Source organism: Hydrogenophaga sp., from assembly GCF_019635465.1.
GTDB lineage: Bacteria > Pseudomonadota > Gammaproteobacteria > Burkholderiales > Burkholderiaceae_C > Hydrogenophaga.
This window is the reverse complement of record NZ_JAHBZK010000022.1, coordinates 20,297-40,407: the sequence shown is the minus strand read 5'-3', so window position 1 is coordinate 40,407 and position 20,111 is coordinate 20,297. Positions and strand designations below refer to the sequence as shown.

At 64.7% G+C, this 20,111-nt stretch carries 27 protein-coding genes and 1 tRNA gene; 25 read left to right on the top strand and 3 right to left on the bottom strand.

The features are described from left to right. Positions 1-33: 33 nt before the first annotated feature. The 16 genes from KF871_RS17760 to tatC all read left to right on the top strand — a co-directional run bounded on the left by KF871_RS17760 (position 34) and on the right by tatC (position 10,805). Positions 34-273 (top strand): BolA family protein, encoded by a 240-nt coding sequence (locus tag KF871_RS17760; RefSeq protein ID WP_291145668.1) that lies wholly within the window; start codon positions 34-36, stop codon positions 271-273. Positions 274-279: 6 nt separating this feature from the next. Further along, entirely contained in the window at positions 280-1,560 is a 1,281-nt protein-coding gene (murA, locus tag KF871_RS17755) for a UDP-N-acetylglucosamine 1-carboxyvinyltransferase (RefSeq protein WP_291145665.1), read from the top strand. Further along, positions 1,557-2,213, top strand: coding sequence for an ATP phosphoribosyltransferase (hisG, locus tag KF871_RS17750; protein WP_291145662.1), 657 nt, complete (start codon positions 1,557-1,559; stop codon positions 2,211-2,213). Before murA ends, hisG begins: the two co-directional genes overlap by 4 nt. Beyond that, the gene (hisD, locus tag KF871_RS17745) at positions 2,210-3,613 is read left to right on the top strand and encodes a histidinol dehydrogenase (RefSeq protein ID WP_291145659.1); all 1,404 of its coding nucleotides are present in this window, start codon (positions 2,210-2,212) and stop codon (positions 3,611-3,613) included. Before hisG ends, hisD begins: the two co-directional genes overlap by 4 nt. A gap of 8 nt (positions 3,614-3,621) precedes the next feature. Next, positions 3,622-4,710 (top strand): histidinol-phosphate transaminase, encoded by a 1,089-nt coding sequence (gene hisC, locus KF871_RS17740; protein ID WP_291145656.1) that lies wholly within the window; start codon positions 3,622-3,624, stop codon positions 4,708-4,710. Then, positions 4,707-5,336, top strand: coding sequence for an imidazoleglycerol-phosphate dehydratase HisB (hisB, locus tag KF871_RS17735; protein ID WP_291145653.1), 630 nt, complete (start codon positions 4,707-4,709; stop codon positions 5,334-5,336). The genes hisC and hisB overlap by 4 nt, the downstream gene beginning before the upstream one ends. Before the next feature lie 22 nt (positions 5,337-5,358). Continuing rightward, complete coding sequence (gene hisH / locus KF871_RS17730) at positions 5,359-6,018, top strand: imidazole glycerol phosphate synthase subunit HisH (protein WP_291145650.1); 660 nt, start codon at positions 5,359-5,361, stop codon at positions 6,016-6,018. Positions 6,019-6,043: 25 nt separating this feature from the next. After that, complete coding sequence (gene hisA / locus KF871_RS17725; RefSeq protein WP_291145647.1) at positions 6,044-6,784, top strand: 1-(5-phosphoribosyl)-5-[(5-phosphoribosylamino)methylideneamino]imidazole-4-carboxamide isomerase; 741 nt, start codon at positions 6,044-6,046, stop codon at positions 6,782-6,784. 6 nt (positions 6,785-6,790) lie between these two features. Then, on the top strand, positions 6,791-7,570 hold the full coding sequence (gene hisF, locus KF871_RS17720) for an imidazole glycerol phosphate synthase subunit HisF (RefSeq protein WP_291145644.1): 780 nt from the start codon (positions 6,791-6,793) through the stop codon (positions 7,568-7,570). After that, on the top strand, positions 7,570-7,959 hold the full coding sequence (gene hisI, locus KF871_RS17715) for a phosphoribosyl-AMP cyclohydrolase (RefSeq protein ID WP_291145641.1): 390 nt from the start codon (positions 7,570-7,572) through the stop codon (positions 7,957-7,959). Before hisF ends, hisI begins: the two co-directional genes overlap by 1 nt. A gap of 4 nt (positions 7,960-7,963) precedes the next feature. Next, positions 7,964-8,329, top strand: coding sequence for a phosphoribosyl-ATP diphosphatase (locus tag KF871_RS17710; protein ID WP_291145639.1), 366 nt, complete (start codon positions 7,964-7,966; stop codon positions 8,327-8,329). Between the two features lie 3 nt (positions 8,330-8,332). Continuing rightward, positions 8,333-8,722, top strand: a complete 390-nt coding sequence (locus KF871_RS17705) for a hypothetical protein (RefSeq protein WP_291145636.1) — start codon at positions 8,333-8,335, stop codon at positions 8,720-8,722. Positions 8,723-8,741: 19 nt separating this feature from the next. After that, positions 8,742-9,104, top strand: coding sequence for a histidine triad nucleotide-binding protein (locus KF871_RS17700; protein WP_291145633.1), 363 nt, complete (start codon positions 8,742-8,744; stop codon positions 9,102-9,104). Between the two features lie 103 nt (positions 9,105-9,207). Further along, positions 9,208-9,444: a Sec-independent protein translocase subunit TatA gene (gene tatA / locus KF871_RS17695; RefSeq protein ID WP_291145630.1), complete on the top strand. Its 237-nt coding sequence runs from the start codon at positions 9,208-9,210 to the stop codon at positions 9,442-9,444. Between the two features lie 81 nt (positions 9,445-9,525). Further along, positions 9,526-10,005 carry a Sec-independent protein translocase protein TatB gene (tatB, locus tag KF871_RS17690; protein ID WP_291145627.1) on the top strand — a complete coding sequence of 160 codons (480 nt, stop codon included), beginning with the start codon at positions 9,526-9,528 and terminating at the stop codon, positions 10,003-10,005. Next, the gene (gene tatC, locus KF871_RS17685; RefSeq protein WP_291145625.1) at positions 10,005-10,805 is read left to right on the top strand and encodes a twin-arginine translocase subunit TatC; all 801 of its coding nucleotides are present in this window, start codon (positions 10,005-10,007) and stop codon (positions 10,803-10,805) included. The genes tatB and tatC overlap by 1 nt, the downstream gene beginning before the upstream one ends. Positions 10,806-10,818: 13 nt before the next feature. On the opposite strand, the gene KF871_RS17680 is transcribed toward tatC, so the two are convergent. Then, entirely contained in the window at positions 10,819-11,973 is a 1,155-nt protein-coding gene (locus KF871_RS17680; protein WP_291145623.1) for a Do family serine endopeptidase, read from the bottom strand. Positions 11,974-12,068: 95 nt separating this feature from the next. On the opposite strand from KF871_RS17680, the gene KF871_RS17675 reads away from it, so the two are divergent. After that, on the top strand, positions 12,069-12,824 hold the full coding sequence (locus tag KF871_RS17675; RefSeq protein ID WP_291145620.1) for a Nif3-like dinuclear metal center hexameric protein: 756 nt from the start codon (positions 12,069-12,071) through the stop codon (positions 12,822-12,824). Then, positions 12,821-13,858 carry a 4-hydroxythreonine-4-phosphate dehydrogenase PdxA gene (gene pdxA, locus KF871_RS17670; protein WP_291145618.1) on the top strand — a complete coding sequence of 346 codons (1,038 nt, stop codon included), beginning with the start codon at positions 12,821-12,823 and terminating at the stop codon, positions 13,856-13,858. The genes KF871_RS17675 and pdxA overlap by 4 nt, the downstream gene beginning before the upstream one ends. Here pdxA and mscL read toward each other — a convergent pair. After that, the gene (gene mscL / locus KF871_RS17665) at positions 13,848-14,276 is read right to left on the bottom strand and encodes a large conductance mechanosensitive channel protein MscL (RefSeq protein WP_291145778.1); all 429 of its coding nucleotides are present in this window, start codon (positions 14,274-14,276) and stop codon (positions 13,848-13,850) included. The two genes, pdxA and mscL, sit on opposite strands and share 11 nt — an antisense overlap. Before the next feature lie 191 nt (positions 14,277-14,467). Here mscL and petA point away from each other — a divergent pair, with 191 nt between their 5' ends. From petA to KF871_RS17635, 6 genes are all read left to right on the top strand, one after another. Next, complete coding sequence (petA, locus tag KF871_RS17660; RefSeq protein WP_291145616.1) at positions 14,468-15,109, top strand: ubiquinol-cytochrome c reductase iron-sulfur subunit; 642 nt, start codon at positions 14,468-14,470, stop codon at positions 15,107-15,109. Positions 15,110-15,149: 40 nt separating this feature from the next. Continuing rightward, the gene (locus KF871_RS17655) at positions 15,150-16,550 is read left to right on the top strand and encodes a cytochrome bc complex cytochrome b subunit (RefSeq protein ID WP_291145613.1); all 1,401 of its coding nucleotides are present in this window, start codon (positions 15,150-15,152) and stop codon (positions 16,548-16,550) included. A 29-nt stretch (positions 16,551-16,579) separates the two neighbouring features. Then, complete coding sequence (locus tag KF871_RS17650) at positions 16,580-17,335, top strand: cytochrome c1 (RefSeq protein ID WP_291145610.1); 756 nt, start codon at positions 16,580-16,582, stop codon at positions 17,333-17,335. 111 nt (positions 17,336-17,446) lie between these two features. Further along, entirely contained in the window at positions 17,447-18,058 is a 612-nt protein-coding gene (locus tag KF871_RS17645) for a glutathione S-transferase N-terminal domain-containing protein (protein WP_291145607.1), read from the top strand. Between the two features lie 21 nt (positions 18,059-18,079). Next, on the top strand, positions 18,080-18,547 hold the full coding sequence (locus tag KF871_RS17640) for a ClpXP protease specificity-enhancing factor (protein ID WP_291145605.1): 468 nt from the start codon (positions 18,080-18,082) through the stop codon (positions 18,545-18,547). 71 nt (positions 18,548-18,618) lie between these two features. Then, positions 18,619-18,694, top strand: a tRNA-Thr gene (locus tag KF871_RS17635). A 22-nt stretch (positions 18,695-18,716) separates the two neighbouring features. On the opposite strand, the gene KF871_RS17630 is transcribed toward KF871_RS17635, so the two are convergent. After that, positions 18,717-19,196 (bottom strand): DciA family protein, encoded by a 480-nt coding sequence (locus tag KF871_RS17630; RefSeq protein WP_291145601.1) that lies wholly within the window; start codon positions 19,194-19,196, stop codon positions 18,717-18,719. Between KF871_RS17630 and KF871_RS17625 the strand changes: the two genes are divergently transcribed. Further along, positions 19,093-20,043 carry a M23 family metallopeptidase gene (locus KF871_RS17625; RefSeq protein WP_291145599.1) on the top strand — a complete coding sequence of 317 codons (951 nt, stop codon included), beginning with the start codon at positions 19,093-19,095 and terminating at the stop codon, positions 20,041-20,043. The genes KF871_RS17630 and KF871_RS17625 overlap by 104 nt on opposite strands. Positions 20,044-20,111: the final 68 nt, after the last annotated feature.

Sequence of the window (20,111 nt, the reverse complement as noted above, 5' to 3'; positions counted from 1 at the left end):
GGGCTGTCTCGCCGTCCGAGTACCACCTTGCCCATGACTGCCGAAGAACTGCAATCCTTGATCGCCGCTGGTCTGCCCTGCGACCATGTCGACGTGACCGGCGACGGCCGCCATTGGTCGGCCGTCATCGTGTCGACCGCTTTTGAAGGCAAGCGCGCGATCCAGCGCCACCAGGCGGTGTACGCCACCCTGGGCCAGCGCATGCACACGGACGAGGTGCACGCCTTGTCGATGAAGACCCTCACGCCGGCCGAGTGGGCCGCGCAGAACTGATCACCCATGGACAAGCTTCTCATTCGTGGTGGCCGCCCGCTCAGCGGTGAAGTCACGATCTCCGGTGCCAAGAACGCGGCCCTTCCCGAGCTGTGTGCGGCCTTGCTGACCGAAGACACGGTCATGCTGACCAACGTACCGCGCCTGCGCGACGTGGCCACCATGCGCCAGTTGCTCAGCCACATGGGTGTGCACACCGAGACGCATGGCGAGCGCGGTGGCATGTCCTTGCGTGCGCCGCACGGGCTCAAGCCCGAGGCGCCCTACGACCTGGTCAAGACCATGCGGGCCTCAGTGCTTGTGCTCGGCCCCTTGCTGGCGCGTTTCGGCAAGGCCAAGGTGTCGCTGCCCGGTGGCTGTGCCATCGGCTCACGCCCGGTGGACCAGCACATCAAGGGCATGCAGGCCATGGGCGCCGAGATCGTTGTCGATCACGGCTACATGGTGGCGACCCTGCCCAAAGGCCGCAAAAGGCTGCACGGCGCGCGCATCGCCACCGACATGGTCACCGTGACCGGCACCGAAAACTTCCTGATGGCCGCGGCCCTGGCCGAAGGCGAGACGCTGCTCGAAAACGCGGCCCAGGAGCCGGAGGTCACCGATCTGGCCGAAATGCTCATCAAGATGGGCGCACGGATCGAAGGCCATGGCACCAGCCGCATCCATGTGCAAGGCGTGGAGCGCCTGAACGGCTGTGCGCACGACGTGGTGGCCGATCGCATCGAAGCCGGCACCTTCCTGTGTGCGGTCGCCGCTGCGGGCGGCGATGTGCTGCTGCGACAGGCCCGTGCCGACCACCTGGACGCCGTCATCGACAAGCTCACCGAGGCGGGTGCCGAGGTCGAGGCGGGCGCCAATGCCGCGGGCCCGTTCATCCGCGTGCGCGCCAACCGACGCATGAAGGCGCAGTCGTTCCGCACCACCGAGTACCCGGGGTTTCCGACCGACATGCAGGCCCAGTTCATGACGGTCAACTGCGTGGCCGAAGGGGCCAGCAAGGTCACCGAGACCATCTTCGAGAACCGCTTCATGCACGTGAACGAACTGGTTCGCCTGGGCGCGCGCATCCAGACCGAAGGCAAGGTGGCGATGGTCGAGGGCGTGCCGCGCCTGTCGGGTGCCACCGTCATGGCCACCGATCTGCGCGCCTCCGCCAGCCTGGTCATTGCGGGCCTGGTGGCCGAGGGTGAAACCACCGTCGACCGCATCTACCACCTCGACCGCGGCTACGACCAGATGGAAGTGAAATTGCGCGCCCTGGGCGCCGACATCGAGCGGATCAAATGAGCCCGACCATCACATTGGCCCTGTCCAAAGGGCGCATCTTCGACGAGACCCTGCCACTGCTGGCCGCGGCCGGCATCGAGGTGCTGGAAGACCCGGAGAAGTCGCGAAAGCTGATCCTGCCGACCAACCAGCCCGACGTGCGTGTGGTGCTGGTGCGCGCCACCGACGTGCCCACCTATGTCGAGCACGGTGGCGCCGATCTGGGCGTGACAGGCAAGGACACGCTCATCGAGCACGGTGGCCAGGGCTTGTACCAACCGCTCGACCTGAACATTGCCCGCTGCCGCGTCAGCGTGGCCGTGCGTGCCGACTTCGACTACGCCTCTGCGGTGCGCCAGGGTTCGCGCCTGCGGGTGGCCACCAAGTACACCAGCATCGCGCGCGACTTCTTCGCGGCCAAGGGCGTGCACGTGGACCTGATCAAGCTCTACGGCAGCATGGAACTGGCGCCGTTGACCGGTCTGGCCGATGCCATCGTCGATCTCGTGTCCACCGGCAACACGCTCAAAGCCAACCAGTTGGTCGAGGTCGAGCGCATCATGGACATCAGCTCCCGCCTGGTGGTCAACCAGGCGGCCCTCAAGCTCAAACAGGCGCGCCTGCGCCCATTGCTCGACGCCTTTGCCAAGGCCGTTACGCCCATCCCTGCATGAACCCAGTTGCCACGCCCCTTCGCCTGTCCACCGCCCAGCCCGACTTCGAGGCGCGCTTTGCCGAGCGCTTGCACTGGTCGAGCGAGACGGACCATGCGATCGAACAGCGGGTGGCGGACATCCTGGCCGACGTGAAGCAGCGCGGCGATGCGGCGGTGCTGGACTACACCGCCCGCTTCGACGGCCTGCAGGCTGCCAGCATGGGCGAACTCGAACTCACGCAGGCGGACTTCAAGTCGGCGTTTGATGCCTTGCCCGCTGCGCAGCGCGAGGCGTTGCAAAACGCCGCTGCGCGCGTTCGCCGCTACCACGAGGCGCAGAAAAAGGCGAATGGCGAAAGCTGGAGCTACCGCGACGAGGACGGCACCCTGCTGGGCCAGAAGGTCACGCCGCTGGACCGCGTGGGCATCTATGTGCCGGGCGGCAAGGCGGCCTATCCGTCCAGTTTGATCATGAATGCCGTGCCGGCACACGTGGCCGGCGTGCCCGAGATCATCATGGTGGTGCCAACGCCGGTGCGTGGCAGCGTGGCCACGGGCGGTGTGGAAGGTGGTGGCGCTTCGGCCACGTCCACGCGGGGCGAGCGCAACGAGCTGGTTCTCGCTGCCGCCTACGTGGCCGGTGTCACGCGCGCCTTCACCATCGGCGGCGCCCAGGCCGTGGCGGCGCTGGCCTACGGCACCGCCACCGTGCCCAAGGTTGACAAGATCACCGGCCCGGGCAACGCGTACGTCGCCAGCGCCAAGAAGCGCGTGTTCGGCACCGTGGGCATCGACATGATCGCCGGCCCGAGCGAGATCCTGGTGCTGGCCGATGGCAGCACACCGGCCGAGTGGGTGGCGATGGACCTGTTCAGCCAGGCCGAACACGACGAACTCGCGCAAAGCATCCTGCTGTGCCCCGACGCGGCTTACATCGATGCGGTGCAGGCGGCCATCGAGCGGCTGCTGCCCACCATGCCGCGTGCGGCCATCATCGCCAAGAGCCTGAGCGACCGCGGCGCGTTGATCCACACGCGCGACATGGCAGAGGCTTGCGCCATCAGCAACCGCATCGCCCCCGAGCACCTGGAGGTGTCGAGCGCCGAGCCGCACCGCTGGGAGCCGCTGCTCAAGCACGCGGGCGCCATCTTTCTGGGCGCCTACACGAGCGAAAGCCTGGGCGACTATTGCGCCGGCCCCAATCACGTGCTGCCTACCAGTGGCACCGCGCGTTTTTCCTCGCCGCTGGGTGTCTACGATTTCCAGAAACGCAGCAGCCTGATCGAGGTCAGTGCCGCTGGCGCCCAGGCGCTGGGCGCCGTGGCGGCCGAACTGGCCTACGGTGAAGGCCTGCAGGCCCACGCCCGCGCCGCAGAACTGCGCTTGAACGATGTGCCACCGATGCGAGGTGCCGCATGAACCGCCCGATGAACACCAACCCCATGGCCCGCATTCGCCAGGACGTGCAGTCCATGCACGCCTACGCCATCCAGGACGCGACCGGCATGGTCAAGCTCGACGCGATGGAGAACCCCTTCGCGCTGCCTCTGCCTTTGCAGGCCGAGCTGGGCCGTCGCCTGGGCGCCGTGGCCATCAACCGCTACCCGGGTGCGCGGGTCGAAGACCTCAAGCGGGCGCTGGAGCGGCACATCCAGTTGCCGGCTGGTCATGCCCTGATGCTGGGCAATGGCTCCGACGAACTGATCTCCTTGCTGGCGATGGGCTGCGACCTGCCCGGCGCCACCATCCTGGCGCCGCTGCCGGGCTTCGTGATGTACGCCATGAGCGCCCAGTTGCAAGGGTTGCGCTTCGAGGGCGTGCCGCTCACGGCCGACTTCGAGCTTGACGAGGCGGCCATGCTGGCGGCCATGCGCGCGCACCAGCCAGCCATCACCTACCTGGCCTACCCGAACAACCCCACCGCCAACCTGTGGGACGCGGCCACTGTGCGCCGCCTGATCGCCGAGGCGGCAACCTTTGGCGGGCTGGTCGTGATCGATGAGGCGTACCAGCCTTTTTCCAGCCGCACCTGGCTGGACGAGATGCGCGCACATCCCGAGGCCAACGCCCACGTGCTGCTCATGCGCACGCTGTCCAAGTTCGGTCTGGCGGGTGTTCGCATCGGCTATCTCGTCGGGCCGCAGGCCCTGGTGCAGGAGTTCGACAAGCTGCGCCCGCCCTACAACGTGAGCGTGCTAAACGCCGAGTGCGCCCTGTTTGCGCTCGAGCACGCGGCGGAATTTGCCGAGCAGGCGGCCACGATTCGCGATCAGCGCGAACAACTCATCGGGGCCCTGGCGGCCATGCCCGGCGTGACGCCGTTCCCCAGCCAGGCCAACATGGTGCTGGTGCGCGTACCCGACGCGAAGAAGGCCTTTGACGCGCTCAAGGCCCAGCGGGTGCTCGTGAAGAATGTTTCTACAATGCACCCGCTGCTGGCGCAATGCCTGCGGCTCACCGTCGGCACGCCCGACGAAAACGCCCAGCTGCTTCGAGCCCTGCAGTCCGCCCTATGACCACCACGCTGCCCGCCTTCCCGAATCCGGGCCCCGATGACCGCGCCGCCCAGGTGCAGCGCAACACCAGCGAAACCCGCATTGGTGTGCGCATCAACCTCGACGGCACCGGCGTGTCGGTCCTGTCCACCGGCATTGGATTCTTCGACCACATGCTCGACCAGATCGCCCGCCATGGCCTGATCGATCTGGAGATCAAGGCCGAGGGTGATCTGCACATCGACGGGCACCACACGGTGGAAGACGTGGGCATCACCCTGGGCCAGGCATTTGCCAAGGCCGTAGGCGACAAGAAGGGCATTCGCCGCTACGGGCACGCCTACGTGCCGCTGGACGAAGCGCTGTCGCGGGTGGTGATCGACTTCTCCGGGCGACCAGGCCTGCACATGCGCGTGCCGTTCAAGGCCGGCATGATCGGCGCCTTCGACACCCAGCTCACCTATGAGTTTTTCCAGGGGTTCGTGAACCACGCCGCCGTCACGCTGCACATCGACAACCTGCACGGTGAGAACGCGCACCACCAGGCCGAGACGGTGTTCAAGGCGTTTGCTCGCGCGGTTCGCATGGCGCTTGAGCGCGATCCGCGCCTGGGCGACGTGATTCCCTCCACCAAGGGTTCGCTCTGAGCCATTTCTCGGGTTTCTTGCGATGACATCCCGGACCGTCGCGGTGGTCGACTATGAAAGCGGCAATCTGCGCTCGGTGTCGCAGGCGGTCATGCACGCCGCGCGCGACACCGACGTCAAGGTCGTCGTTACCCAGCGCTGCGAAGACATTCTGGCCGCCGAGCGTGTGGTGTTGCCGGGGCAGGGCCACATGGCCGACTGCATGCGTGCCCTGGCCGACGCCGGCCTCAAGGACGCCGTGCTGCAAGCGTGCGCACACAAGCCATTGTTTGGCGTTTGCGTGGGCATGCAGATGTTGCTCGATCGCAGCGAAGAGGGGCCGACGGACGGACTGGGCCTGATTCCTGGAGAGGTGCGCCGCTTCCAGCTCGAAGGTCGACTGCAGCCCGACGGCAGCCGCTTCAAGGTGCCCCAGATGGGCTGGAACCGGGTGTTTCACGAGTTGGGCCGCCCGGTGCACCCGGTGTGGGCAGGTGTACCCGAGGGCGCCTACTTCTACTTCGTGCACAGCTACTACGCTGCGCCCGCCCGGGCCGAACATGTGGTGGGCGAGTGCGACTATGGTGGGCGCTTTGCAGCCGCCGTGGCCCGCGATAACATTTTTGCGACCCAGTTCCACCCCGAGAAAAGCGCCGATCAAGGCCTGGCGCTCTATCGAAACTTCCTCAACTGGCGTCCCTGACGCCCGCCACGCGCCTGACAACACCATGCTGCTGATTCCCGCCATCGACCTCAAGGACGGCCACTGCGTTCGCCTCAAGCAAGGTGACATGGAGCAATCCACGGTCTTCAGCGAAGACCCGGCCGCCATGGCCCGCAGCTGGGTCGACAAAGGTGCACGCCGTGTGCACCTCGTCGATCTCAACGGTGCGTTTGCCGGCAAACCGAAGAACGAGCAGGCCATTCGCGCCATCCTCAAGGAGATTGGCAGCGAAGTCGATGTGCAGCTCGGTGGCGGCATTCGCGATCTCGACACGATCGAGCGCTACCTGGATGCAGGCCTGCGCTACGTGATCATCGGCACCGCCGCGGTCAAGAACCCGGGCTTTCTGCAGGACGCCTGCACCGCCTTTGGCGGCCACATCATCGTGGGCCTCGACGCCAAGGACGGCAAGGTGGCCACCGATGGCTGGAGCAAGCTCACCGGCCACGAAGTGGTCGACCTCGCGCGCAAGTTCGAGGACTATGGCGTCGAGTCCATCATCTACACCGACATCGGGCGCGACGGCATGCTCACGGGCATCAATATCGACGCCACCGTCAAGCTGGCGCAGTCGCTGAGCATCCCGGTGATTGCTTCGGGCGGTTTGTCCAACCTCGACGACATCCGCAACCTCTGCGCTGTCGAAGACGAAGGCGTCGAGGGGGTGATCTGCGGTCGCTCGATCTACAGCGGCGATCTCGACTTCGAGGCGGCCCAGAAGCTCGCCGACGACTTGAACGGGTAGGCCGTCGTGCTGGCCAAGCGAATCATTCCATGCCTCGATGTCACGGGTGGCCGTGTGGTCAAGGGCGTCAACTTCGTCGAGCTGCGCGATGCAGGCGATCCGGTCGAGATCGCGGCCCGCTACAACGAGCAGGGTGCCGACGAGCTCACCTTCCTGGACATCACGGCCACCAGCGACGACCGTGACCTGATCCTGCCCATCATCGAAGCGGTAGCCTCCCAGGTGTTCATCCCCCTGACCGTGGGTGGCGGCGTGCGCACGGTCGAAGACGTTCGCCGCCTGCTCAACGCGGGCGCCGACAAGACCAGCTTCAATTCCGCGGCAATCGCCAACCCCCCGGTCATTCGTGCAGCCTCCGACAAGTACGGGTCGCAGTGCATCGTGGTGGCCATCGACGCCAAGCGGCGTCAGGGCGACGACCTGGCCCAACGCGGTGAGGGCTGGGATGTGTACAGCCATGGCGGGCGCAAGAACACCGGCCTGGACGCGGTGACATGGGCGCGCCAGATGGCCGATTTCGGCGCGGGCGAGATCCTGCTCACCAGCATGGACCGCGACGGCACCAAGGCCGGGTTCGATCTGGCGCTCACGCGTGCGGTGGCCGATGCGGTGGCCGTGCCGGTCATTGCCTCGGGCGGTGTGGGCACACTCGACCACCTGGCCGATGGCATTCAGCAAGGGGGCGCTGACGCGGTGCTGGCGGCCAGCATCTTCCACTACGGCGAGTACACCGTGGCCCAGGCCAAGGCGCGCATGGCCGAGCGTGGCATTGCGGTGCGGCTGTGATGAACTGGCTCGACGACGTCAAATGGGACGACCAGGGCCTGGTCCCCGTGATCGCGCAAGAGGCCAGCAGCGGTGATGTGCTGATGTTCGCCTGGATGAACCGCGAGGCCTTGCAAAAGACGGCCGAGCTCGGGCGGGCGGTGTACTTCAGCCGCTCGCGCGGCAAGCTCTGGTTCAAGGGCGAGGAGTCCGGTCACGTGCAGACGGTGCACGACATTCGGCTTGATTGCGACAACGACGTGGTGCTGCTCAAGGTGACGCAACTCGGTCATGAGCCAGGCATTGCCTGTCACACGGGCCGGCACAGTTGTTTCTTCCAGCGCTACCAGGATGGCGCCTGGCACGCGGTGGAGCCGGTGCTCAAAGACCCCGAATCCATCTACAAGTGACGCCATGACTCAAGCCGACGACCTGGCCCGCCTGGCCGCTGTGATCGACTCCCGCCAGCCAGCCAACGGGGGGGACCCCGAAAAGAGCTATGTGGCGCGGCTCTTGCACAAAGGCAACGACGCCATCCTCAAGAAAGTTGGCGAAGAGGCCACCGAGATGGTGATGGCCGCCAAGGACCTGGAGCACGGCGGCGATCCGCAGAAGCTGGTCAACGAAACCGCCGATCTGTGGTTCCATTGCCTGATCGCCCTGGCGCACCACGGGCTCGGCCCCGCCGAGGTGGTGGCCGAACTGGTGCGACGAGAGGGTCTGAGCGGGCTGGAAGAGAAAGCCCTGCGCAAGGTGCGTGAGCGCGAAGCCAAGGAGTGAGTCATGAGCGATGTCATCGATGTGGAAACCACTGACAGTGAGCAGGCGCAGTCGCTCAAGAGCGTCGGCTGGCTCAGCTACCTCCTGCACCTGATCGTGGCCGTAGGCGCGGTGCTGCCATCGGCCCAGCCCAGCGTCGCGCTGCTCATCGTCGCCCTGGTGATCGATCTGGTCAAACGCGGCGACGCCGAAGGTACCTGGCAGGCCAGCCACTTCAGCTGGCGCATCCGCACCGTGATCTGGGCCGCCATCCTGTACCTCGTCACTGCCCCCTTGTGGTTCCTGCTGGTCTTGCCGGGCTGGATTGCCTGGGGCCTGATCTCGATCTGGTTTCTCTACCGCATCGTGCGGGGCATGGTCAGCATGAACGACAACCGCCCCATGCCGCGTTGACCCCCCCATTGCCTTCACCATGAGCGCTCACGACCCCAACTGCATTTTCTGCAAGATCATCGCCGGCCAGATTCCGTCGAAGAAGGTCTATGAAGACGACGATCTGTTCGTCTTTCACGACATCAACCCCTGGGCGCCGGTGCACTTTCTCATGGTGCCCAAGGCGCACATTGCGTCGATGGCGCAGGTCGGTCCGGAGCACGAACGCTTGATGGGGCGGCTGATGACCCTGGCCCCCCGGCTTGCTGCGGAGCAAGGGTGCAACCCCTATCCCGACGGCGGATTTCGCATCGTGTGCAACACAGGCGCCGAGGGCGGACAGGAAGTGCACCACCTTCATGTGCATGTCATGGGCGGTCCGCGTCCCTGGCTGCGTGGCTGATCAACGGGGCAGGGCAATGCGCAGTGTTCATAAGTGAACCCTTTGCCGGCCTTAGAATCCCAGCATTGCGCCTTCGCGCACCCCCCATCCTCCGGAGATTGACATGGGTACGTTTTCCATCTGGCACTGGCTGATCGTGCTGCTGATCGTGGTGATGGTCTTTGGCACCAAGAAGCTCAAGAACATCGGTTCTGACCTTGGTGGCGCCGTCAAAGGCTTCAAAGACGGCATGAAAGAGGGCGGCCAGAGCGAAGAAGCCGCCGCGCCTGCGCCCCAGGTCACGCAAAACGCGTCGGCCGACAAGGGCACCATCGACGTCGAGGCCAAGCAAAAGAGCTGAGGCGTCAAGCCACAGCGTCTTCTTTGCCGACATCTGCGGGGCTGGTTCACAGCCCCGTCCTGTCTCTGCCAAGGCTGACACATGATCGATCTGGGCATCTCCAAGCTGGCGCTCATCGGCGCGGTGGCGCTGATCGTCATCGGCCCTGAGAAGTTGCCTCGCGTGGCCCGCACCGTCGGGACGCTGCTGGGCAAGGCGCAGCGCTACGTCAACGACGTCAAGGCCGAAGTCAATCGGTCCATGGAGCTCGAAGAGCTCAAAAAGATGAAGGATTCGATGGAGAACGCTGCGCGCGATGTGCAGTCTTCCGTCGAATCCGGTGCCAGCGATTTCGAGAAATCGTGGTCCGATGCCACAGCAGGGCTGGATGGTGCGGACGCTGCGCTGCAGTCACTGGGTGAGCCGGTTTATCCGGTCTACAAGCACCCCAAGAAAAACTTCCGTCTGAAGCAAAAGGCCGTGCCGCAATGGTTCAAGGCCCGTACCGGCGTTCGCACGCGCACCCAGTCGGGTGCCGCGCGGGTGGCGCGCTTCCGGCCTCGCCCATCCGGTAGGTCCTGATGTCTGACAAGTCCGAATCGGTCGACGAACTCGCCGGTACCGAACAACCCTTCGTGCAGCACCTGATGGAGCTGCGCGATCGCATGATCTACAGCATCATCGGTCTGGCCGTCTGCATGGCGGTGCTGGCCGTCTGGCCAGGTCCCAGCGGGCTGATCGACCTGATCGCCATCCCCATCCGGGCGCACATGCCGCCCGACGCGCGCCTGATTGCCGTGGGGGTGTTCTCGCCGTTCTTCGTGCCTTTGAAGGTGCTGGCCATGGCCGCAGTGCTGCTGTCACTGCCTTGGTGGATGTATCAGGTGTGGTCGTTTGTCGCGCCTGGCCTCTACAGCCACGAGAAGCGCTTCGCCATTCCGTTGATCGTCGTCGGCAGCCTGCTGGCCTATGCGGGCATCGCGTTCGTGCAGTTGTTCGTGCTCGACAAGATGTTCGGGTTCATCCAGAAATTCACGCCCGCCAGCGTGGCTGCAACGCCCGACATCGCTTCCTACGTGGAGGCCATCCTTGGCCTGTACCTGGCCTTCGGTCTGGCCTTCCAGGTGCCGATCGTTGTGGTGCTGCTGGTCAAGATGGGCATGGTGACGGTCGACAAGCTCAAGAGCTTTCGCGGCTACTTCATCGTCGTGGCTTTCATCGTCGCCGCCGTGGTCACGCCGCCTGATGTGATCTCGCAGCTCGCCCTGGCGCTGCCCATGTGCCTGCTCTACGAACTGGGCATCTGGGGCGCGCAGGCCTTCGTCAAGAGCACCCGTGCCGACGACGAAGCAGAGAACGCCGAGGAGAAGGCTTCGAGCTGAACGGCCGAGCCGATCAGCGCCGATTCACCGCCTGACGCGCCAGATTGCGGCGACCTGCCGTCACGGTGACTTTGAGGGACTCGGTTCGCCGCAACACGTCGAGTTCGGCGGTTTCTCCCGGCGCCAGTGCGGCCACTGCGGACAACAGCTGGGGCACATCCTTGACTTCACGCCCCTTGACGCGGGTGATGACGTCACCCGGGCGGATGCCGGCCTGGGCGGCGGGCCCGTTTTGCAGCACGCCCGTGATGATGACGCCCTGTTTGGTACCCACGCCGAAGCTCTCGGCCAGTTCCGGCGTGAGGTCCTGCGGCTCCACACCGATCCAGCCGCGGGTCACCTGACCGTCCTTGACGATCGCTTCCATCACGCTGCGCGCGGTGGAGGTCGGAATGGCAAAGCCGATGCCCATCGATCCGCCCGAGCGCGAGTAGATGGCGGTGTTGATGCCCATCAGGTGGCCGTTGACGTCGACCAGAGCGCCGCCAGAGTTGCCCGGATTGATCGCGGCATCGGTCTGGATGAAGTTCTCGAACGTGTTGATGCCGAGCTGGGTGCGACCCAGCGCACTGACGATACCGCTGGTGACGGTCTGTCCGACGCCAAAGGGGTTGCCAATGGCCAGCACCGGATCGCCAATTTGCAGTGCGTCGGAATTGCCCAGGGTGATCACCGGCAGATCGGTGAGTTCGATCTTGAGCACCGCCAGATCGGTCTCGGGGTCCGTGCCGATCACCTTGGCCGCGGTCTGGCGACCGTCGTTGAGGATCACCTGGATCTCGTCGGCCTCTTCGACCACGTGGTTGTTGGTGAGCAGGTAGCCGGCCGGACTGAGGATCACGCCGGAGCCGAGGCCCGTCTGCGGCTGATTGTTGAGTTGGTCGCCGAAGAAGAAGCGAAACCAGGGGTCCGTGCTGTTGGGGTTGTCGGCCGGGGCCTTGCTGGTGTTGATGCTGACCACCGCAGGGGAAGCCGCCTTGGCCGCAGCGCGCAGGCTCACCGTGCCCGGGTCGACCACGGGGTTGCTGGTTGGCGAGGCCTCGAAGACCGGTACCACCGAGGGCAGCGCACGCCGGCCCAGCCATTGAGGCTGCAAGGTGGCCACCACGAAAAACACCGCGACCAGCACGGTGACAGTTTGGGCGAAGACGAGCCAGAGGCGTTTCATTCAGAGACGGCGCGAATCAAAAAGAGCGATTGTCCAGCATTCACTACCGTCCAAGGTGGCTGTCAGAATCGCGGTTTTCAAGTTCGACAGCTGCCATGAGCTCCACGCGCGACGCACTCGGTCTGACCCTGGACCGTCTGCTGCAACCCAGCCAGTTCAAGGACTACGGCCCCAATGGCCTGCAGGTGGAGGGCAAGGCCCGGATTGCCCGATTGGTCAGCGGTGTGACGGCAAGCCTGGCGCTGATCGATGCCGCCATCGAGGCGCAGGCGGACGCCATCCTGGTGCACCATGGCCTCTTCTGGCGTGGCCAGGACGGCCGGGTGACGGGCTGGATGCGGCAGCGCCTGGGCAAGCTGATGGCGCACGACATCAACCTGTTTGCCTACCACTTGCCGTTGGACGCCCACCCCGCGTTGGGCAACAACGCGCAACTGGCGCGGGTGCTGGGGCTGGACCTGGAAGCCGACGCGCGCTTTGGGGACCAATCACTTGGCTTCATAGGTCAGCGCGGGTTTGATGGCGCCCAGCAATTGGCGGCGCATGTGCAAACCGTGCTGGGCCGCGAAGTGACACTGGTGCCGGGCGATGGACGACCCTTGCGACGCATCGGCCTGTGCACGGGCGGTGCCCAGGGTTATTTCGAAGCCGCCATTGCCGCGGGCGTCGATGCCTTCATCACCGGCGAGATTTCCGAGCCTCAGGCCCACTACGCGCGCGAATCCGGGGTGGCCTACCTCGCGTGCGGTCACCACGCCACCGAGCGCTATGGGGCGCCTGCGGTGGGCGCTCAGGTGGCCGCCGAGCTGGGCATCGCGCACCATTTCATCGATATTCCGAATCCCGCATGACCGCCAGACCCATCGTGTTGAGCATGGGCGACCCGTCGGGCATCGGCCCGGAAATCGCCATGCGGGCCATGCGCGAGCGCCCAACCTGGCGGGAGAAGGTGATCCTTCTGGGCGACACCGGTAGCTTGCGCAGGGCGGCGGCGCTGGGCCAAACGGATGTGGCCAGTGCGTTGGCCGCGCTGCCACTCGCTGAACTGGGCGACTTCGACCAGTGGCGTGAGAAGCCACGGGGGGCGGTGGGTGTGCTTCAGCTGGGTGACCCACTGCCGGTGCTGACCTGGGGGCGGGTGGACCCTCGCGCCGGTGCGGCCGCCGCCCGCGCAGTGCGTGCGGGCGCCAATGCCGTGCTGCAAGGTGTGGCGCGGGCCCTGGTGACCGCTCCCCTCCACAAGGAAGCCCTGCACGCGGCCGGTGAGCCTTTCCCGGGCCATACCGAGTTGCTGCAGGCCATGGCCGCTCATCATCTGGGGCGGCCGGTGGATGAGGTGCCCGTGCGCATGATGCTCAGCGCGCCTGACCTGGCGACGGTGCTGGTCAGCATTCATGTGTCTTTGCGCGCGGCGATCGATGCGGTGACACGGCAGTCTGTGCTGGAGACCATCCGGATCACCCACGCACATTTGCGCCGCACGGGCATTGCGCAGCCGCGCATCGCCGTGGCGGGCTTGAATCCCCACGCGGGCGAGGGCGGACTGTTTGGCGTTGAGGAGATCGAACACATCGCACCGGCGGTGCAGGATGCCCAGTCAGAAGGCCTGACGGTCAGCGGACCGTTCCCGCCGGACACGGTGTTCATGCGAACTCGGCAGGGCGCCTTCGACGTGGTGATAGCGATGTACCACGACCAGGGACTCATCCCGGTGAAGTTGTTGGGTGTCGAGCATGGGGTGAACACCACGCTCGGGCTGCCGCTGATTCGCACCAGCCCGGATCACGGCACGGCGTTTGACATTGCCGGGCGCGGCGTAGCCAGCGCCGCCAGCCTGATCGCCGCACTGGAGGCCGCCGACGCGGCCAGCGCACTCAGCGCTTGAGACTGTCGCGGATTTCGCGCAGCAGCACGATGTCCTCGGGCGGTGCTGCCGGCGCTGGTGGCGCCGCAGGCGCTTCCCGCTTGAGCCGATTGATCTGCTTCACCATCATGAAGATGATGAACGCCAGAATGGCGAAATTGATGGCGACCGTCAGGAAGTTGCCATAGGCCAGAACGGGCACGCCGGCCGCTTTCATCGCCGCCAGTGTGCGGGCCGTGCCCTCCGGCGCCGTTCCCAGGACCACAAACAGGTTGCTGAAATCGAGCTTGCCGAAGACGAGGCCCACGATCGGCATGATCACGTCCTCGACCAGCGATCCGACGATCTTGCCGAAGGCGCCGCCGATGATCACGCCGACCGCAAGGTCGATGACGTTGCCCTTGACGGCGAACTCCTTGAACTCCTGCATCATGCCCATGCCTGTGCTCCTCGGTTGGTTGGGGTGGCGGCGATTCTCACACGTGCCGCGATGCCAGGCGCGGGTTGTGGCGCGGCACACCTATAGCCCACTGCGGTGCACGGAACCCAGCAGTGGACGCATTTCGGTCCAGTACAATGCCGGGTTGTCCCTGAGTACCCATCATCCTCGATACCGAGAAAGACACCCCCATGAGTGAAGCAACTGCCAACAGCGGTCAAGCCGCTGGGGCCGACAACGGCAAAGGCGCTGTGGACGGCAGCCGCCGAACCTGGCTCATCACCTCTTGCGCCATGGGCGGCGTGGGCGCCGCTGCAGTGGCCGTGCCCTTTGTGAGCTCATTCCAGCCGTCCGAGCGCGCGCGTGCGGCAGGTGCCGCGGTCCAGGTCGACGTTTCCAACATTCCGCTGGGCGAGAAGATCGTGGTCGAGTGGCGCGGCAAGCCGGTCTGGATTTTCCATCGCTCGCCTGAGCAGCTGGCCACGCTGGAGAAGGACGAGGCGCAGCTGGCCGACCCCAATTCCCAGCGCACCAACGTGCCGACCCCTGAGTACGCCAAGAACCGCTATCGCTCGATCAAACCCGAGTACCTGGTTGCCATCGGCATTTGCACCCACCTCGGCTGCTCGCCCGGCGACAAGTTCACGCCCGGTCCCCAGCCGTCGTTGCCCGATACCTGGCCCGGTGGCTTCCTGTGTGCCTGCCACGGCTCGACCTTCGACATGGCTGGTCGCGTCTTCCAGAACAAGCCTGCCCCCGACAACCTCGAAATCCCGCCGCACTACTACGCGTCGGAGACCGTCCTGGTGGTCGGTGAAGACAAGCCGGCCTGAGGCCGCCGCAGCGAACCACTGAGGAACTTCGAGGCACCCCATGGCTGAATTCAAAGAAATCTCCCCCGACGCACCGGCCAGCCAGAAGCTGTTGAACTGGGTCGACAACCGGTTCCCGCTGACCAAGCTCTACAACGAGCACATGGCCGAGTACTACGCGCCGAAGAACTTCAACTTCTGGTACTTCTTCGGCTCGTTGGCCATGCTGGTGCTGGTGATCCAGATCGTCACTGGCATCTTCCTGGTCATGCACTACAAACCCGATGCAACGGTGGCGTTTGCGTCGGTCGAGTACATCATGCGCGACGTGCCATGGGGCTGGCTGATCCGTTACATGCACTCCACCGGCGCATCGGCGTTCTTCGTCGTGGTGTACCTGCACATGTTCCGTGGCCTGCTCTACGGCAGCTACCGCAAACCGCGCGAACTGGTCTGGATCTTCGGTTGCGCGATCTTCCTGTGCCTGATGGCCGAAGCCTTCATGGGCTACCTGCTTCCCTGGGGCCAGATGTCCTACTGGGGCGCGCAGGTGATCGTGAACCTGTTCTCTGCCATTCCGTTCATCGGTCCTGATCTGGCCTTGCTCATCCGCGGTGACTATGTGGTGGGTGATGCAACGCTCAACCGCTTCTTCAGCTTCCACGTGATTGCCGTGCCGCTGGTGCTGCTGGGGTTGGTGGTTGCTCACCTGATCGCGCTGCACGAAGTGGGCTCGAACAACCCCGATGGCGTCGAGATCAAGGCCACCAAGGACGCGTCCGGCAAGCCGGTGGATGGCATCCCCTTCCACCCCTACTACACGATTCACGACATCCTGGGCGTGGCCGTGTTCCTGATGGTCTTCTCTGCGATCGTGTTCTTCGCACCCGAATTCGGTGGCTACTTCCTCGAATACAACAACTTCATTCCGGCCGATCCGCTGACCACACCGCTGCACATTGCCCCGGTCTGGTACTTCACGCCGTTCTATTCCATGCTGCGTGCCATCACCGCCGAGATGATGTACGTGCTGGTGGCGTGTGTGATCCTGGGTGCGTTGCTGGGCGTGCTCAAGGCCAAGGTGGGCGGTGCCGTCAAAGGCGGCATCGTGGTGGCCGCAGTCGCTGTCAGCGCCGCCATGATGTCGATCGACGCCAAGTTCTGGGGCGTGGTGGTGATGGGCGGTGCCGTCATCATCCTGTTCTTCCTGCCCTGGCTGGACCAGAGCCCGGTGAAGTCGATCCGCTACCGCCCAAGCTGGAACAAGTGGCTGTACACCGTGTTCGTGATCAACTTCTTTGTGCTGGCTTACCTGGGCATTCAACCGCCGTCCCCGGTGGGTGAGCGCGTTTCGCAGGCTGGCACCCTGTTCTACTTCGGCTTCTTCCTGCTGATGCCGTGGTGGAGCCGACTGGGCGAGTTCAAGCCTGTGCCCAGCCGCGTGACCTTCCAGCCGCACTGACACCGAGCGAACTCTGGAGAAAAACTGACATGAAGAAGATCCTGCTGAGTCTCGCGTTGTGCCTGGGAGTGGTGGGCGGTGCCTGGGCCTCCGGTGACGGCATCCCTCTGGATCGCGCTCCCAAGCGCACCAACGACATGGCGGCCCTGCAAAACGGGGCCAAGCTCTTTGTCAACTACTGCCTGAGCTGCCACTCCGCCGCGTTCATGCGCTTCAACCGCCTGCGCGACATCGGATTGACCGACAAGCAAATTGCCGAGAACCTGACCTTCACCACCGACAAGATCGGTGACACGATGAAGGCCGCCATCGACCCGCACCTGGCCAAGGCCTGGTTCGGCAAGAACCCCCCCGACCTGACGCTGATCGCCCGCTCGCGATCAAGCCACGCCGGCACGGGCGCTGACTACGTCTACACGCTGTTGCGCAGCTACTACCGCGACGAGTCCAAGCCGACCGGCTGGAACAACGCGGCGTTTCCCAATATCGGCATGCCGCATCCCCTGTGGGAGCTGCAAGGCGAGCGCGAGCCCATCCACCGCAAGGTTGAAAGCCATGGCCACGAGGTCGAGGTCATTGCCGGTTGGGAACAGGTCAAGCCGGGCACCATGACGCAGGCCGAGTACGACCAGAACGTCGGTGACCTGGTGGCATTCCTTCAATGGATGGGCGAGCCAGCCGCCAACAACCGTGTGCGTATCGGCGTGTGGGTGCTGTTGTTCCTCGCTGTGTTCACGGTGGTCGCGTGGCGCTTGAACGCCGCCTACTGGAAAGACATCAAGTAACACCCCCCTCGGTTCTGGGGCGCCTGGCGCCCTTGAGTCCGTCCACAGTGGCTGGCAGTGCCGACAGGCACAATGGCTGGCCACTGTTTTCTGTTTCAGGAGACGCCAACCATGATGGTTTTGTACTCGGGCACGACCTGTCCCTATTCGCATCGCTGCCGCTTCGTGCTGTTCGAGAAGGGCATGGATTTCGAGATCCGCGATGTGGACTTGTACAACAAGCCCGAAGACATCAGCGTGATGAACCCTTACGGGCAGGTGCCGATCCTGGTCGAGCGCGACCTCATCCTGTACGAGTCGAACATCATCAACGAGTACATCGACGAGCGCTTCCCCCATCCCCAGCTCATGCCGGGTGACCCGGTCGATCGCGCGCGCGTGCGCCTGTTCCTGCTCAACTTCGAAAAGGAACTGTTCACCCACGTCTCGGTGCTCGAGTCGCGGAGCAGCAAAGGCAACGAGAAGGCGCTGGAGAAAGCGCGCTCGCACATCCGGGATCGCCTGACCCAGTTGGCCCCGGTGTTCATGAAGAACAAGTACATGCTGGGTGACAACTTCTCGATGTTGGACGTCGCCATTGCGCCGCTGCTGTGGCGTCTGGACTTTTACGGCATCGAGTTGAGCAAGAACGCCGCACCGCTGCTCAAGTACGCTGAGCGCATCTTCTCTCGCCCCGCGTATATCGAAGCGCTGACGCCTTCCGAGAAGGTGATGCGCAAGTAAGCGCGAAACGTCTCGCTCGCCATGAGCCGACAGGAATCCCCCGTTCCATCGACGCGCCCGTACCTGATCCGGGCGCTTTACGAGTGGTGCAGTGAGAACGGCTTCTCGCCCTATATCGCTGTCCATGTGGACGCCTCGGTCCAGGTGCCACTTGAGTACGTCAAGAACGGGGAGATCGTGCTCAATGTGAGCATGGATGCCACCAACGGCTTGCGTCTGGGTAATGAATTCATCGAGTTCAAGGCGCGTTTTGGCGGCGTGGCCCGCGACATCGTGGTGCCGGTGACCCATGTGATCGCGATCTATGCACGTGAAAACGGCCAGGGCATGGCCTTCCCCGCGCCGTCTCCAACACCCGAAGCGCCACCTGTTGTGGACAGCACGCCTGCGCCCTTGCGCTCGGTACCTTCCGACTCGCCTTCGCCCTCAGACGATGGGGGCGGGCGACCGGGCGGCGGCGGCCGGCCACAGCTCAAACGGATCAAGTAGCGCCAAAGTTCGCCCGTCTGGCGCGCCATGTGCGGCGGCGCGCAGACCATCTCGCTAAAATGCTTCGCCCCGCCGCTTTAGCTCAGTTGGTAGAGCAATCGCCTTGTAAGCGATAGGTCGTCTGTTCGAGTCAGACAAGCGGCACCATCCACGCCAGTCTGCGCCACGCTCATCGTCCGACGGTTTGGACCTTTATGCGGATTGCGCTAACCTGCGCCCCGTTTGCGTGCAATGCGTCACACATCGCGGGCACCAACTGGCGCAGTTTGGCGGCGGCGGCCGCATGACTTACCAACAGGCACCATTCCCCGTCACCGATCGGGCCGGCCAGAACCTGTTGGCGCAGCCCCGGTGGCAACATCGGGCGCACCAGTTCCAGGCACCGACGTGACGCATCGGCACGCTCGCGCAATTGAGCCAGGGCGGGCGCTGCTCCCACGGCCTCTTGCAGACTGAAACAACCGGGTGTTCTGGGCACTGCCATCGTGCGATTGTCCTCGACGCCGCCAGTGCGCTGTCGGCGTGCCGGCAGAAAGGACCGAGTCGTGCACATCATCATCACCGACGCCTGGATGGCGCGGCGCCAGGCCATCCACCTCAACGGTTGGAAGCTCATCGCCGCCGCTGTGCTGTCGGTGCTGATGCTCATGCTGGGTGCCGTCGCTACCTACCACTGGGTATTCCTTGAAGGTATTCGCCAAGGCTGGCCCGGCTTCACCTCGGTCGGACGCATTGTTCACAAGGACGACACGGGGGACCGCGATGCCTACCTCCGTGCCAACATTGACGCCATGGCCCGCAAATTGGGTGAGATGCAGGCGCGCCTGATGCAGGTGGAGTCGCTGGGCGAGCGCGTTTCAGGCCTAGCAGGTCTGGAACCCGCCAAAGGGCGGCCGCCGTTGCCTGGCTCAGGTGGGGTTCTGGTGGCCAATCGGTCGCTGACTCTGGAAGAGCTTTCCAAGGAGATGGACGCGCTCGACGAGCACAGCGACGCGGGCATCGACTGGCTGACGGCCATCGAGTCGCGACTGTTTGATCAACGCATCCAACGCTCTCTGGTTCCGACGCAGAAGCCGGTGGAAGGCGTCCGCGTTGGATCGCCGTTTGGCTTCAGGATCGACCCGATCACGGGGCAGAAGGCTTTGCATACCGGGCTGGACTTTCCGGCCGACGTGGGCACACCCATTCTGGCGGCGGCAGGTGGCGTGGTGATTGCGCAAGAGTTCCATGCGGGCTATGGGAACCTCGTCGAAATCGATCATGGCAACGACCTGGTCACACGTTATGCCCACACCTCTCGCGTGTTCGTCAAAAAGGGCGACATCGTCAAGCGCGGCCAGAAGATCGCTGAGGTAGGTTCTACCGGGCGCTCCACCGGCCCGCACCTCCACTTCGAGGTCTGGGTGGCTGGTGTGGCCCAAAACCCCCAGAAGTTTCTCAAGGCGGGCGAGGCGCTGGCCCAGCACCAGCCCCAGACCAAATCCACCAGTCGCTGAGCACCAAGGCCCGACGGCTAAAATGCCCGCTTTGCGCTTGAAAGCCGTGCGCGCGCCGGCATCTTGAG

Coding starts and splice junctions, on each gene's coding strand:
- KF871_RS17760 (WP_291145668.1), top strand. CDS start 34: ATGACTGCCGAAGAACTGCAATCCTTGATCGCCGCTGGTCTGCCCTGC.
- murA (WP_291145665.1), top strand. CDS start 280: ATGGACAAGCTTCTCATTCGTGGTGGCCGCCCGCTCAGCGGTGAAGTC.
- hisG (WP_291145662.1), top strand. CDS start 1,557: ATGAGCCCGACCATCACATTGGCCCTGTCCAAAGGGCGCATCTTCGAC.
- hisD (WP_291145659.1), top strand. CDS start 2,210: ATGAACCCAGTTGCCACGCCCCTTCGCCTGTCCACCGCCCAGCCCGAC.
- hisC (WP_291145656.1), top strand. CDS start 3,622: ATGAACACCAACCCCATGGCCCGCATTCGCCAGGACGTGCAGTCCATG.
- hisB (WP_291145653.1), top strand. CDS start 4,707: ATGACCACCACGCTGCCCGCCTTCCCGAATCCGGGCCCCGATGACCGC.
- hisH (WP_291145650.1), top strand. CDS start 5,359: ATGACATCCCGGACCGTCGCGGTGGTCGACTATGAAAGCGGCAATCTG.
- hisA (WP_291145647.1), top strand. CDS start 6,044: ATGCTGCTGATTCCCGCCATCGACCTCAAGGACGGCCACTGCGTTCGC.
- hisI (WP_291145641.1), top strand. CDS start 7,570: ATGAACTGGCTCGACGACGTCAAATGGGACGACCAGGGCCTGGTCCCC.
- KF871_RS17710 (WP_291145639.1), top strand. CDS start 7,964: ATGACTCAAGCCGACGACCTGGCCCGCCTGGCCGCTGTGATCGACTCC.
- KF871_RS17705 (WP_291145636.1), top strand. CDS start 8,333: ATGAGCGATGTCATCGATGTGGAAACCACTGACAGTGAGCAGGCGCAG.
- KF871_RS17700 (WP_291145633.1), top strand. CDS start 8,742: ATGAGCGCTCACGACCCCAACTGCATTTTCTGCAAGATCATCGCCGGC.
- tatA (WP_291145630.1), top strand. CDS start 9,208: ATGGGTACGTTTTCCATCTGGCACTGGCTGATCGTGCTGCTGATCGTG.
- tatB (WP_291145627.1), top strand. CDS start 9,526: ATGATCGATCTGGGCATCTCCAAGCTGGCGCTCATCGGCGCGGTGGCG.
- tatC (WP_291145625.1), top strand. CDS start 10,005: ATGTCTGACAAGTCCGAATCGGTCGACGAACTCGCCGGTACCGAACAA.
- KF871_RS17680 (WP_291145623.1), bottom strand. CDS start 11,973: ATGAAACGCCTCTGGCTCGTCTTCGCCCAAACTGTCACCGTGCTGGTC.
- KF871_RS17675 (WP_291145620.1), top strand. CDS start 12,069: ATGAGCTCCACGCGCGACGCACTCGGTCTGACCCTGGACCGTCTGCTG.
- pdxA (WP_291145618.1), top strand. CDS start 12,821: ATGACCGCCAGACCCATCGTGTTGAGCATGGGCGACCCGTCGGGCATC.
- mscL (WP_291145778.1), bottom strand. CDS start 14,276: ATGGGCATGATGCAGGAGTTCAAGGAGTTCGCCGTCAAGGGCAACGTC.
- petA (WP_291145616.1), top strand. CDS start 14,468: ATGAGTGAAGCAACTGCCAACAGCGGTCAAGCCGCTGGGGCCGACAAC.
- KF871_RS17655 (WP_291145613.1), top strand. CDS start 15,150: ATGGCTGAATTCAAAGAAATCTCCCCCGACGCACCGGCCAGCCAGAAG.
- KF871_RS17650 (WP_291145610.1), top strand. CDS start 16,580: ATGAAGAAGATCCTGCTGAGTCTCGCGTTGTGCCTGGGAGTGGTGGGC.
- KF871_RS17645 (WP_291145607.1), top strand. CDS start 17,447: ATGATGGTTTTGTACTCGGGCACGACCTGTCCCTATTCGCATCGCTGC.
- KF871_RS17640 (WP_291145605.1), top strand. CDS start 18,080: ATGAGCCGACAGGAATCCCCCGTTCCATCGACGCGCCCGTACCTGATC.
- KF871_RS17630 (WP_291145601.1), bottom strand. CDS start 19,196: ATGAGCATCAGCACCGACAGCACAGCGGCGGCGATGAGCTTCCAACCG.